The sequence below is a fragment of the Enterococcus sp. 7E2_DIV0204 genome (assembly GCF_002140855.1).
GTDB classification, from domain to species: domain Bacteria; phylum Bacillota; class Bacilli; order Lactobacillales; family Enterococcaceae; genus Enterococcus_L; species Enterococcus_L lemimoniae.
Genome location: NZ_NGKY01000001.1, coordinates 2,527,257 through 2,540,733, shown reverse-complemented (window position 1 = coordinate 2,540,733; position 13,477 = coordinate 2,527,257). Strand labels below are relative to the sequence as shown.

Here is a 13,477-nt window from a genome sequence, read left to right as displayed (position 1 = left end):
CTTGTCGTGATTTTAAAGTGCTAAATCTAACTGTAGCTTTTTAAGATAGTAAAGCATTCTGAGTGTGAGAATATCATGAACTTCCGATTGTTCTTGCACTTCTTATGATGTTTCTCCATAGCTTCACCTACCCTTTTCCTCTAAAAACCGCATTTAACCTTCTATAAGTTGAGTTTATTTTACCATAAGTATGTTGGAAAATCTTGCACTTGACTCAAAAGATTGGAAAGTTTCGAAAAAAATTCACGTTTCAGTCAAAAAGAGAGCGATTTTGTTAAAAATAAGTAGCAATAGTAACATAACGCTTATTTTATTACTTTTCAGCCAATCTAACTTTTTTTAAAATCGCTCTAGCTATTTCCTGATTTAACGGCTTTTGATTTTCTAATAAAGCTGTTACTTTCCCTACTTCATCCCCAATAGCTCCAACAGTTAAAGCAAGTGAACGGCTTTGCATTGACATATGTCCTTTTTGAATCCCTTCTGTTACTAATGCTTTGAGAGCAGCTAAATTTTGGGCAAGCCCCAAGGCGGCTATAACTTCCATTAACAAAATTGCCGAATCAACTTTCAATATTTCTAAAGCAATTTTAGCTTTAGGCAACACATTCGTTGCCCCACCCACCGTTGCAATGGCTAACGGAACAGTCAGAGTCCCAACCAGCGTCTCTTCTTTCATGCTCCAACAGCTCAATCCACGATATTGGCCCTCTTTCACCGCATACGCATGACAAGCAGCTGCAATTGCTCTAGTATCGTTTCCTGTTGCTAAAACAACTGCATCAATACCATTCATAATGCCCTTATTGTGCGTTGCAGCTCGATAAGGATCGACTTTTGCTAGTTCAGAAGCCTGAACGATTTTCTCTGCTACTAATTTCCCGCTGATTTCGCCTTTGTTCAAAAGAGAAAAAGGAATCTCACAAGTTGCCGTTACCAATGACTCTGTTGAATAGTTACTTAAAATACTGAATAAAACTTTCTCGTTAGGAAGCGCTTGTTGCAAACGATTCGCCACCGCTTCTAGAATCGTATTGACAATATTGGCCCCCATAGCATCCTTGACATCAATGAATAAATCAAGTGATAGGAATTGAGAGGCTGGTAAGCAGCGGATCGACATTTTTTCCAAGCCTCCTCCTCGCTTAATGATTGAAGGATAACTTTGACGTGCCGCTTCAAAAATCTCAGATTCTCTGCTTTCAATCAGCCGACGCAACTCATTTTCATCCTCAACATCATAAAAAACGATCTGTCCTCGCATTAAACGTTGGCTGACCGATGCTCTAAAACCACCTGCCATTTTTACTATCCTCGCGCCATTGCTAGCCGCTGCAATCACAGAAGGTTCTTCAGTTGCCATCGGAATAACGAATTCAGCATCATTGACCACGAAGTTTTGAGCTACTCCAAGCGGTATACTGATTTCGCTAATTTGATTTTCAATCAAGTTATTAGCGATATCCGCTGGTAGCGAAACATCATATAATAGCTCATTTTTGCTCTCTCGATCAATTGTTCCACCATCTTCTAGTTTTTGTAGTCTTTCCTCACGAGATAACTGATAAAATTTCCGCTGTGTATCTGTCTCTGTTTGACATTCAATCAATAGGGCTAAGCCAAGCCCTCCACCTACACAAAGTGAAGCGATCCCATATTGCTTGCCTTCAGCTTTTAAACTATGAGCTAGTGTCGTAATGACCCGTGCACCAGAAGCGCCGATAGGATGCCCCAAAGCGATCCCCCCACCTTTAGTATTGACTTTATCCTCTGGTAACCCTAGCTCGTTGGTCACAGCGATCGATGTAGCTGCAAAAGCCTCATTGATTTCGAATAGATCAATATCACTGACCTTCAATTGATTATTCTCTAATAATTGACCAACCGCTTTTACTGGAGAAACACCCATGATAGACGGGTCAATCCCAATCTCGGTGCAATCTTTGATCGTCGCTAAATAAGGCAAGCCCTGCTCAATAGCATAGCTTTTTGAAGCTAAAATCAAGACAGCTGCACCATCGTTGATTGTTGAAGAATTACCTGCGGTTACCGTACCATTTTCTTCAAATGCTGGTTTTAATTTCTCTAAATGATCCAATGTTATCTCTGAAGAAATTCCTTCGTCCTCATCAATGACCTCACCTGATTCCAATCTTATAGGTAGTATTTCTTGAGCGAATAAACCTTCTTTTTGAGCTTTTGCTGCTTTAAGATGTGATTTCAATGCAAATTCATCTTGCACCACTCGACTAATCTTAAATTGTTTTGCGACCTTTTCAGCGGTAGCACCCATTGGTTCTTGTGTAAATGCATCCTTAAGACCATCGTTCCACATACTAGAAGTTGATGTGTCATATGTATTTGTTTCAGCAAGATATTTTTTTATTTTTGGTGCTTGCGTCATACTTTCTACTCCGCCTGCAACAACAACCTCAGCTTTTCCTAATTGGATCAATTGTTCCGCTAAAATAACGGCTTTCATACCTGAACCACACACTTCATTGATTGTCATGGCTGGTATTGTTTCTGATAATCCTGCACCTAAAGCGATTTGCCTAGCTGGATTTTGTCCTAAACCTGCTTGCAGTACATTTCCAAAAATAACTTGTTTAATATCTTTGGTATTGATTTCATTTCTATCTATAATTTGTTTGACTACTGTTTTGCCTAACTCTACTGCCGAAACAGAACTTAAACTGCCTTTATACTTTCCAATCGGTGTACGTGCAGCGTCAATAATAACAACTTCTTTCAAAAAAGCACCCCCTCATGAGAATATAGCATTTTTATTCTATCAAAAGCAATTACTTTTATTAAATAGTAGAAAATTAAAAATTCTTTAACCATTCTTAAACTATGGCTTTTTTTTGACTACTTTTCTGCGGAAATATGGTACCTTATAATTGGAGCTTTTTTAAATTTGAAGGGAAGTAGATTTTTATGAATATTGGTATTGATAAGTTATCTTTTTATGTTCCGAATTTATATCTTGATATGACTGACCTTGCAAATGCCAGAGACACAGATCCTATGAAGTTTCATGTTGGTATTGGGCAAGACCAAATGGCGGTTAATCCTGTTAGTCAAGATATTATTACCTTTGGAGCAAATGCAGCGGCCGCAATTTTAAGCCAAGCTGATAAAGAACAAATCGACATGGTGATTGTTGGAACAGAATCTGGTTATGATTCTTCAAAAGCTGCGGCTGTAATCATTCACCATTTATTAGATATCCAGCCTTTTGCTCGCTCATTTGAGATAAAAGAAGCTTGCTACGGGGCTACAGCAGCAATAAAAATGGCAACAGATTATATACGAAGTCATCCAGAGCGTAAAGTTTTAGTGGTTGCCTCTGATTTATCTCGCTATGGTTTACATTCAGATGGTGAACCAACACAAGGAGCTGGTGCTGTTGCACTTTTAATCAGTAAAGATCCTCGTGTGTTAGTCTTAGAAGATGATAGTGTATTTTTTACAAATGATATTTATGATTTCTGGCGACCTGTTTATGAAGAGTTTCCTTTGGTAGATGGTCCTTTATCTAATGAAACCTATCTTCAATCTTTTGCTACCGTTTGGGCGCAGCATAAACAGCAAACTGGGTTGGCTTTAGAAGATTATGCTGCTCTTTGCTTCCATATTCCTTATACAAAAATAGGAAAAAAAGCTCTATTGAGCATTGCTGAAGAAACTGATGAAAAAACACTCGAACGACTTATGGCTCAATATGAAGAAAGTATTACTTATAGTCGACGAGTTGGTAACTTATATACTGGTTCATTATATTTAGGGTTGATTTCTTTATTAGAAAATAGTTCTTCCTTAGAAGCAGGTTCAAAAATTGGTTTATTCAGTTATGGATCTGGTGCTGTCAGTGAATTTTTCTCTGGTTATTTAGTAGAAGGGTATCAAAATCAGTTACACAGCGTAGAACATCAAGAGCTTCTTGATAATCGCAAGCAGCTTTCTATAGAAGACTATGAAAACGTCTTTAGCGTAAGTTTACCGAATGACGGCCAATCTGTCTCTTTTGCAGATTCTGTCCCTTATTCGATTGAAAAAGCGGAGAATCATATTCGTTATTATCGTACAGATAAATAAAATAACTGAGCCGTAGCTATATAAGTTACGGCTCAGTTATTTAGTTTGGTCTAAAATAGTTTTATTATATTTCCATTTGGTTTGCTATTTCCGATACATCTTAAATTGGAAATAAAGGGTAATAAACGTTGATTTAACAATATTCTTAAATTGATCGGAAGAACTTTGGAAAACTCGCAGCGTTAACAAATCAAGCTTTTTCTCTTAAATAACACATCAAGAAACTAACTAATTTAAAACATTTACTATCTGCTCATCCGATTTTGCATATAAATGTCCGTAAGTTCCTATAGTAATTTGGATATTTGAATGTCCTAGCCTTTCTTTAATAACAAGTGGCTGAATATTTTGCTCAACTAACATAGCGACATGAGAGTGTCTTAAAGAGTGAAGTTTGATCTTTCTGACTCCAGCTTTTTCAGCATACCCCTTTAGCCAATTAGAAAAACAATAGGGTGATGTGAAAGTCTCATCTAACTGACAAACAAATTCAAAATTACCTATTCTACCTTGTAATTCTTTCCATTTATTCAACTTCTCAGATAACTTCTTTCCAATACCAATAGTTCGATACGCTGTCTTTGTCTTAGGTGTTGAAAGGTACCAATCATTTTTTGTTTTATAAATCAAAGTTTTTTCAATCGTTATCTGATTCTTTTTTAAATCAACATGTTTCCAAGTTAATGCTTCCAGTTCACCAATACGCAGACCCGTATAAAAGAGCATTTCAAAAACTATTTTTCTATGATGATTTTCCAAAGAAGTTTCTGGTATAACTTCCATCACTTTCTGAAATTCATCGATTTCCCAAAAATCTACTTTTGTATTCTCTTTGGGTAAGGAAGCTACATCATCTAAGGATTTCTCTCAATAAGCCCTTCATTAACCGCCCTAGCCAAAATAATTTTTAGATGACCTAATATCCGATTAATATAATTTTTTGAAAGAGTTGTAATTTTTTCTTGTTTTTTCGAACTACGAGTAGCAGTTTGACTTAACTCATACATCCAATCTTCGATATCTTGACTACTTATATCTTTGATTTTCATATGATAAAAGTACCTCATCTTCTTCTCGAAAATAAATTGAGCATTTTCATAGGTTTGAGGCTTGACTTGTTTCTCGTACCAGCTAACAAACCAAACACGATAAAACTCTTCAAAGGTCATTTGATTTGCAGAACTTATTTGATTTGACAGAGATTCATTAAACCCATGAGTAAGCAAATATTTGTCATAAACTTTTTTTGCCTCTCGTTGAGATTCAAACCCTCTCTTTGTTTTTTGAATTTTTCTACCATCCTCATCCGTACCTAAATGCGCACGAAAATACCATTTTTTGGTTTGTTTATCTTGATAAATATTTTTGATTTTAACCATATTATCACCTATCAAGTTTAGGAGATGATGATATACTCATTATACCATCTACTTTAAAACTTGTATGCCAAATAATTGTTCCACAATTCTAGCTGGTACAATTTTTATCTGCCGATTATAGTACAATTCTATCCCGTCGATATTAGCTAAATGTTCTTTGCTTTCTTTTATTATTTTTTTAGCTTGATATGGTTTAAAGCCCAACTTAACCAAATCATCTGAACTAATCATCACTTCGAAATTTTTTTCTATATTTTTTTCCTGATTAAAAATGGTTTACTTTTTTTTCGTTAATTTGTTCCTCTTGATCAGGCACCATATAATCTTTTTTATTGCCGACTTGCACAATGCACATGGTAGCAACTCCAATAAATCCACCTAGAAAAAACAATAGTAGTCCACTTAAAATATTCATTTTATTCCTCCTGATTCATTTTACTGCTAAGCATCTCATGCTTTTTGAGATCATAGGATTTCCACCTCCCCGCTTTTTATGCCGAGCTTTACAGAAGTATCATTATCATTTCAAGAGTCATAGCAAACATGTTAGCAACACATCTTATCACATCTTATTTATCTCTTAGTTTCAAAAAACTTCTTGGCGAAAGACTTACTTGGCTCTACTTGAAATTAAACGTACTTAGCAGTTTATATTCAATTTTCAAAGAACGCTGCTCTAAAGTTTTTCCTTAAAGTCTTTTTTTACCTTTACACTAAATAACCATCCATCGGGGGAAAAAAATGAAACCTAATTATTAACATTGAGGAAAAAAATTGATGTCGTTTCGGCAGCAAGAGGATTGTTTATTGGTATAGTTGCGTTTTGACCAAAATCCCATAAAACACTCTCCAATTCGGAAAAGGATATGTAGCCTTGTTCATATTTTAAAATCAAGTTCATTGAAAGTCACTCCAACTATTATTTTTTGATGACCAATTGCTTAATTTAAATTGCCTAACTTCTCTAGTTAGTTCTACAAGAGCAGTCAAAAAAAGAGGAACATTCTCATGAATGACCTCTCTTATGCTATATTGAACTTACTTCACATTTGATATTTTCAAGGTTGCAAATTATTTAAAACCATTCCATTTCATAAAATGATTCTTTTAATTCCTCCAAACTTTTAGCACGAATATTTTTCTTATCTGAGTCCATACCTAAACTGATAAATTTCTGAATCTCATCACTTTTTCGATAGGTGGTATTTTGTTTGCCAGTCATTATAAAATGTATTACTCGTGTCAATGCAAAAATCTCATGCTGTACATTATAATTATCGTAACCATAAACCAATAGGTCGCTATCGTTTAGACTACCTATAAAATTTGTGCTCCTCCTTGTTAGATTACTATTTTTTTCTTTTACATAGCCGAAATCAGTTACTTTTAGTAAAACTGATTTATCGTCAAATAGTTTTACCATGATATTAGAATATGAAATATCTCTATGAAACAAAGCTTTTGAATGGATGTATTCAAAAGCACAAAATAGTTGTCTGACAAGTTCGTATCTTTCCTCTTTTTTCATCGAATCATTATTCTTAATGATATAGTCGTATAATGTTTTGTCAATATACTCCATTACATACTGATTTTTTTCATTATCAAAATCATAAACTTCTCCAATATGTGGAGAGTTTAGACTTTTCATACATTCGTACTCTTTTTTAAATCTTTCCATTTCTGAATCTGTTAAATTTTTATTTGCCTGTTTTATCACGAAAAAGTGTTGGTAATCAATATCTTTATATTTGAGGATGGTTGCATATGAACCTCTTCCAATTACTTTGGGCTTTTCTATTTTCCTTCTGTTCCCTTTAATTTCAATTTCCATTTGAGTTTTATTTTTGTATAGATTAAAGATACAATCGAATCGAATATCCATTTTAGTATAGTCTTTTGACATCATATTATTCGTTTGAGGATTTTTAAATCCCTTTATGATTATTTGAAGTCTACTCAAGTAACCTGAGTCTACCTGAATAGATATTCCATATTTTTTTAGAATCCTTTCCAACATGTTAAGATCGTTGCTTAAGGTAAGTATCTTTTGAACTACTTTTTTCTTTATAAGTATAGTTCCAGGATTCTTTTTTTTTGATGGAGAAACTTTCTGATTTAGATTGTTAAAGTAATTGTTGAATCGATGATGTAAATCAGCTAAGAGCATCCCCAATGATTCGGGAGCAAAATGCTTATATGATTTATATTCTCTATAGTCATCTTTGGATTCTAATAGGTAAGTTGGAACAATTTCTTTCAGTTTTTCATCCAATTGTGTCATATTACTAAAATCAGTCTGAATTATTTCCATTCTAAGTACACATCCTTCAATATTTATTAACCAGATTTATCATCTTCATATTTGATGAACCTCTCATAATATTTTAACAGAAAAAAAAGAGAGCGGTTATCTATATTGAAAATATGTGGAAGTTTAGAAATTTAATGAATGTCTTAAAAAAAGACTCACGAAAAATATAAACCATATAAAAGCTGAAAGATTTTGCTAACTCTTTAGTATTCTGACCAACTGACTCACACTAATTACTGATACCATCAAGTAATCTTCAAAATAGAAAAGTCATAGAATCTTCGCTCTATGACTCAAAAACTTATCCAATACTGTATGGTTTCACTTAATATTTCAAAGGAATTTTATAAACAGATGCGTAAATTGCATACACTACTAACAATATCCCTACTAGCAGTAACAACAAGCTTACAAAGCTGGTAAAAAGCTACCTAAATTTATCGATAAGCTGTATTCTAACCATTTTTTATCCAATGTACTATATATCGAATTATCACAACATAAGAATAGAGCAATACAATGCCCATAATAACAGGAAGAAACGTTAAGCGAAAATCATAGATAATTGAAAACATTATAGTGATACACAAAAGAAACGTTAGTAAAAATATTAATCCCACAATTCTTCCTGCGCGTGTGGCTTCTTTATTAGTCGCTTGCCCAAAATTATTTCCAGCCAAAAGGAATAACCATTTACCTCTTATAAATTGAATGCCGGCTACTAAAAAGAATGTTCCTGTTAAAAATAAAGAAAATGATGCTATACTCATGATATCCCCTCTTTCCATCTTTTTTATCCATATTCTCATCTAACCGATTGTCTCAATATTTCAAAGGAAGTTCATAAACAGCATAGACTACTGACAATATCCCTACTAGCAATAGCAACAAGCTTACAACGCCGACAAAAAAGCCACCCAAATTAATCGATAGAAAGTAGTAGTTTCTCTTCACCCCAATTTGGCAACTCTTTTGGTTCTATTTGTGAGTATAAATGCTGGACTATACTCAATGTCAAGGATTATTTCAACTAGATTGAAAGGTCGCAAAATTACCGAAAAGCGTTATTATTTCTAGAAAATCTGATTGACTATCATAGACATTTTATTTAAATAAGTTTTTTTATAGCTACAGCTAAATCTTCATCATCAATGTATTCTTCTAAATTTTCGTAATCTTGTTTTTTTCCAATGCTTCGTAGTTGTTAATTTGTAGAAAATCATCTGTTTTTCATCTTCTGAATAACCCAAACCTTGTAGTAGGTTTTCATCGTAAATGAACTTAATACCATTTCTTTCATGTCTTACTTTGTCAGATTTTTGATAGTATTTTGTTCTCTCATTTATCATCGTCTGGTGAATGAAACTTAAGATAGTTATCATAATTATCAAATATATCCCCTAGGGTATTGATAAGATTCCAATTTTATCGTTTATTGCTAAATCGATTCGCTTATAGATAACTTTCTCTTTTTCGCACTGCATAAAGAAATCGAACCAACTTCGCCCTTGAGCAATCAGTAAGCTTTCAAATTCTCTACAGCCCTGACCTTTTAGTTCGATGAGTGTTCCTTTTTCATCTTCTTCTGTAGAGATCATTATTTGAATATTGCTGAATACGTATTTTGCAATGTAGCCGTAAAACGCGAAATCTTCGTAAAGCCTGTACTTCATTTTTATTTTTAGAATATCTTCAATCACATGTTTGACATCGTGAGTATCAAAACGAAGACGAACATAATCAAAAATAAGTTCAAGCTCTTTATTTGGATTTAGTTGTTCAAGTGTATTGAGTAGTTTCTCAATAGCTTTTTCAGAAGGCTGGTCCTTCCCATGTTCAATTTTGCTGATGTATTCTCTTGAATAGCCACTAACAAGAGACAGTTCGCATTGAGAAATTCCATAGCCAAGTCTTTTTTCTCTCAATAGCTCTTCAAATCGCACATCATCCTCCAAAATAAAAAAGTGTGAAGTATTGATGCGCTACTTCACACTTTCATTTCTAAGATAAAACTTGATAAATCAAGCTTTTCAGGAATTATTTACTTATAAACTGTTATTTACTACCCCCTAGTTAGATATTGGGGGTTTCTTTTTTTGTGGCGCGCAAGAGCGCCACAAAAGCAAGCTTCCAGCTCGCCGCTTTTCACTTCGTACAGCGTCAGCTGTTGCTTGCTTGAGCGGATTAATTTGCTGATTAAAAATATTAGGTATTACTTAGAAAAAGATTTTTACAAATAGTTTCCGAAATAACCATTTATTCTTTTAGTAGCTAATAGGTTCTTTAAATTATCTATTACTATCTTATCTTCAAAATCTTTTACTTGTTCTATTAATGATTCTAATTGACGTGATAGTTCTTCAAAATGAATCTCTTCGTTTAGGTCTTCACTCTGATCACGAATCCCATTTTTTTGAGTCCCCATCTTAAATCATATATTTTTCCGTCCAATGTAAGCCATTAAAAAGTCGCGAATTCCAAGTTGTCGTATAATTCGTCCCTGGTTCATCTGTCATTGTTGCAGCAAGTGCCGTGACTGGGGTCATTAAAAAAGTAGCTACAATTGTCGTAAGACTAAAGATTGTAGCTGCGGTTTGCAGTGTTTTATTCATTTTTCTTTCCCTAAGTTTTATTAACTAATTGTTCTTTAAAATGGGAGGGCTTCTTGTTTTCAGAATCATTTTCTTCTCATATTACCAAATTTGAATAGTAAGCGAACATAATAAATAACACCAAAATGGATCAATCTACTAATAGTACACCTACAGTATAAATCATTTTCAAGATATTAAGTTCAAATCAAAATAACGAATTCTCTAGTAGAAAACTCTGGTAGAAAAAATTAAATAACACTAAAAAATGGAAGGAAAATACGTTTTTGGTAGAAAATTGGAAAACTGACAGTAAAAACGACCGTCATCAATGCCCCTAAACCGTTTATTTTTCGTCGTTTTTACTGAGTTTTGCCACTATTTGCGATACATCTTAAACTCCAAAAACAAGTCATTATAAATCCCCAAATATTTTGCCCCTAGGTCCTCATAAACCTCCAGATGTTTGATAACTTCATCATTAGGATAAAATTGTTCATCGCTAGAGATTTCTTCTGGCAATAGTTTTTCAGCTATTTTATTAGGTGTAGAATAACCAATGTACTCAGCATTTTGAGCTGCATTTTCAGGTCGTAGCATAAAGTTGATAAAATCATATGAGCCTTTAATGTTTTTAGCAGTTTTAGGAATCACAATATTGTCAAACCACAAATTTGATCCTTCTGCTGGAATGACATAATGCAGATGTTCATTGCTCGCAAGCATTTCAGCAGCTTCACCTGAAAACGTCACAGCTACTGCGCTTTCTTCATTGATCATATACATTTTGATTTCATCCGCTACGATCGCTTTTACATTTGTGGTCAATTTATTTAGTTTATCCGTTGCAGCTCTTAACTCTTGATTGTTCTTGCTGTTCAAAGAATAGCCCAAGCTATTCAATGATAATCCTAATACTTCTCGTGCACCATCAATCAGCATCACATTATCTTTTAATTCTGGTTTCCATAAATCATCCCAGTGCTTGATCTCATCTTTACCAATGAATTTGTCATTATAGATGATGCCTAACGTCCCCCAGAAATAAGGAATCGAGTATTTATTTTGCGGATCAAAATCTAAATTCAAAAAGCGTTCGTCGATATTTTCTAAGCCTTCCAGCTTCTTATGATCAATTGGTAATAACATTTTTTCTTTCATCATTTTTTGAATCATATATTCTGAAGGAATCGTAATATCATAAGCGGTCCCACCTTGCTGGATCTTGGTGAACATGGCTTCATTTGAATCGAATGTTTCATAATTGACCTTGTATCCTGACTCTTTTTCAAATTTACGCAACAAATCAGGATCAATATAATCGCCCCAATTATAAATCGTCAATGTATCAGCACCAGCCATGCCACTTGCTTTTTCAAGTTGCTGTACACCTAAAAATAAAATCAATATAATCACTAAAATACCAATAAACAAAGATTGTAGTTTTTTCATTTAAGGTTTGCCACCTCACTTTGTTCTCGACGCAGTTTTTTGATTCGTTTTGATGTATTATCTTGGCTGATAAAATAGTAACCAATCACTAAAATCATCGAGAAGATAAATACCAATGCACTCAAAGCATTGATTTCCAAACTAATTCCTTGTCTTGCTCTAGAATAAATTTCAACTGATAATGTGGAGAAGCCATTTCCTGTAACGAAAAAGGTCACGGCAAAATCATCAAGTGAGTAGGTAAACGCCATAAAATAGCCAGCGATGATACCTGGCGCTAAAAATGGTAAGATAATATTTTTGATCACCTGAAAGTTATTTGCACCTAAATCGCGAGCTGCATCGACCATAGAATCGTTCATCTCTTGAAGTTTCGGCAAAACCATCAACACAACGATTGGGATACTAAAAGCGATATGAGATAATAAAACACTAGTAAAGCCTAAGCTAATAAATCCAACTGCTGTGAAAAAAATCAAAAAACTAGCACCAATAATAACATCTGGTGAAACAAGTAAAATATTATTAAAGCTCATTAGTGTTGTTCTCGTTTTTCTTTTCTTCGTATAATAGATAGCCATTGCACCGAACGTACCGATCATCGTTGCTAGCAGAGCTGATAAGAAGGCCAATAAGAATGTATTCAGCACAATGATCAACAAACGAGTATCTTCAAAAACGGCTGTATAGTTATCAAGTGTAAATCCAGTAAAGGTATTCATCGTATCTGTATCATTGAATGAATAGAAAATCAGGTAAAAAATTGGTGCATATAATAAAGCAAAAACGATGATCAGATAAAGATAGGACCATTTAAATTTTTTCTTTGTCATTTCACTCGCCCCTTTTTCTTCTTCTCACCCGTTAATAGCATTACGACGAACATAGCTACGATCAAAATCACACCAATTGTTGAGCCCATGCCCCAATTTTGTGTGACCATAAAGTGCTCTTCAATCGCTGTTCCAAGTGTGATCACTCGATTTCCGCCAATCAAACGAGTTAGCATGAATAATGAAAGTGACGGAATAAAAACAGCTTGAACCCCACTTTTCACGCCATTCAAAGATAGAGGAAAAATCACCCGCTGAAACGTCTCAATACTATTCGCTCCTAAATCACGACTAGCACTGATCAAGGAAGGATTCAGCTCTTCCAAAGCATTGAAAATCGGCAAAATCATAAAGGGTATTTCAATATATGTCGCGACAAACAAAAAACTAAAATCGGTAAATAAAATCTGATGCGCTCCAATTCCAATAAAGCTTAGAAACTGATTAATATTCCCATGAATGCTAAAAATCCCGATAAACGCATAGGCTTTTAGTAACAAATTGACCCAAGTTGGTAAAATTACTAACATCAACCATAATTGTTTATGTTTTAACTTAGTCAAAAAATAGGCTGTAGGATAGCTGATCAACAACGTAAATAATGTAATCAAAAAAGCATACCAAACAGAATTTAGTGTCATACTCAAGTAGGTTCCAGAAGTAAAGTAAGTTTGATAATTTCCCAAAGTGAAGTGTCCATTCATATCAAAAAAAGATTGGTAAATGATCATCAAAACCGGAGCAATCACAAATAATAATAGCCACATCATATAAGGAATTGAATAAATCCGACGCATTGTTTTCATT

15 protein-coding genes are annotated in these 13,477 nt (G+C 34.1%); 1 reads left to right on the top strand and 14 read right to left on the bottom strand.

Annotated elements, in window-relative coordinates:
• Positions 1-313 precede the first annotated feature (313 nt).
• Positions 314-2,755: a hydroxymethylglutaryl-CoA reductase, degradative gene (locus tag A5819_RS11835; RefSeq protein ID WP_086278983.1), complete on the bottom strand. Its 2,442-nt coding sequence runs from the start codon at positions 2,753-2,755 to the stop codon at positions 314-316.
• 185 nt (positions 2,756-2,940) lie between these two features.
• On the opposite strand from A5819_RS11835, the gene A5819_RS11830 reads away from it, so the two are divergent.
• Entirely contained in the window at positions 2,941-4,101 is a 1,161-nt protein-coding gene (locus tag A5819_RS11830; RefSeq protein ID WP_086278982.1) for a hydroxymethylglutaryl-CoA synthase, read from the top strand.
• A 228-nt stretch (positions 4,102-4,329) separates the two neighbouring features.
• On the opposite strand, the gene A5819_RS19850 is transcribed toward A5819_RS11830, so the two are convergent.
• From A5819_RS19850 to A5819_RS11770, 13 genes are all read right to left on the bottom strand, one after another.
• Positions 4,330-4,884: a site-specific integrase gene (locus A5819_RS19850; protein WP_254907311.1), complete on the bottom strand. Its 555-nt coding sequence runs from the start codon at positions 4,882-4,884 to the stop codon at positions 4,330-4,332.
• A gap of 71 nt (positions 4,885-4,955) precedes the next feature.
• The gene (locus tag A5819_RS19845) at positions 4,956-5,480 is read right to left on the bottom strand and encodes an Arm DNA-binding domain-containing protein (RefSeq protein ID WP_254907265.1); all 525 of its coding nucleotides are present in this window, start codon (positions 5,478-5,480) and stop codon (positions 4,956-4,958) included.
• A 48-nt stretch (positions 5,481-5,528) separates the two neighbouring features.
• A complete protein-coding gene (locus A5819_RS11820) occupies positions 5,529-5,711 on the bottom strand; it encodes a DUF3173 family protein (RefSeq protein WP_254907264.1) in 183 nt (60 codons plus the stop codon).
• Positions 5,712-5,745: 34 nt separating this feature from the next.
• On the bottom strand, positions 5,746-5,895 hold the full coding sequence (locus A5819_RS11815) for a DUF3789 domain-containing protein (RefSeq protein ID WP_086278980.1): 150 nt from the start codon (positions 5,893-5,895) through the stop codon (positions 5,746-5,748).
• Positions 5,896-6,228: 333 nt separating this feature from the next.
• Complete coding sequence (locus A5819_RS19295; RefSeq protein WP_176271418.1) at positions 6,229-6,381, bottom strand: hypothetical protein; 153 nt, start codon at positions 6,379-6,381, stop codon at positions 6,229-6,231.
• Positions 6,382-6,555: 174 nt separating this feature from the next.
• Positions 6,556-7,794, bottom strand: coding sequence for a protein kinase family protein (locus tag A5819_RS11810; RefSeq protein WP_086278979.1), 1,239 nt, complete (start codon positions 7,792-7,794; stop codon positions 6,556-6,558).
• Positions 7,795-8,249: 455 nt separating this feature from the next.
• Positions 8,250-8,564, bottom strand: coding sequence for a hypothetical protein (locus tag A5819_RS11805; protein ID WP_086278978.1), 315 nt, complete (start codon positions 8,562-8,564; stop codon positions 8,250-8,252).
• 630 nt (positions 8,565-9,194) lie between these two features.
• Positions 9,195-9,737 (bottom strand): helix-turn-helix domain-containing protein, encoded by a 543-nt coding sequence (locus A5819_RS11795; protein WP_086278976.1) that lies wholly within the window; start codon positions 9,735-9,737, stop codon positions 9,195-9,197.
• Positions 9,738-10,024: 287 nt separating this feature from the next.
• Positions 10,025-10,219, bottom strand: a complete 195-nt coding sequence (locus A5819_RS19510; protein ID WP_086278975.1) for a hypothetical protein — start codon at positions 10,217-10,219, stop codon at positions 10,025-10,027.
• Position 10,220: 1 nt separating this feature from the next.
• Positions 10,221-10,406: a hypothetical protein gene (locus A5819_RS11785; protein WP_086278974.1), complete on the bottom strand. Its 186-nt coding sequence runs from the start codon at positions 10,404-10,406 to the stop codon at positions 10,221-10,223.
• Between the two features lie 357 nt (positions 10,407-10,763).
• The gene (locus tag A5819_RS11780) at positions 10,764-11,837 is read right to left on the bottom strand and encodes an ABC transporter substrate-binding protein (protein WP_086278973.1); all 1,074 of its coding nucleotides are present in this window, start codon (positions 11,835-11,837) and stop codon (positions 10,764-10,766) included.
• Entirely contained in the window at positions 11,834-12,670 is an 837-nt protein-coding gene (locus A5819_RS11775; protein WP_086278972.1) for an ABC transporter permease, read from the bottom strand. The genes A5819_RS11780 and A5819_RS11775 overlap by 4 nt, the downstream gene beginning before the upstream one ends.
• A complete protein-coding gene (locus A5819_RS11770) occupies positions 12,667-13,476 on the bottom strand; it encodes an ABC transporter permease (protein WP_086278971.1) in 810 nt (269 codons plus the stop codon). The genes A5819_RS11775 and A5819_RS11770 overlap by 4 nt, the downstream gene beginning before the upstream one ends.
• Position 13,477: the final 1 nt, after the last annotated feature.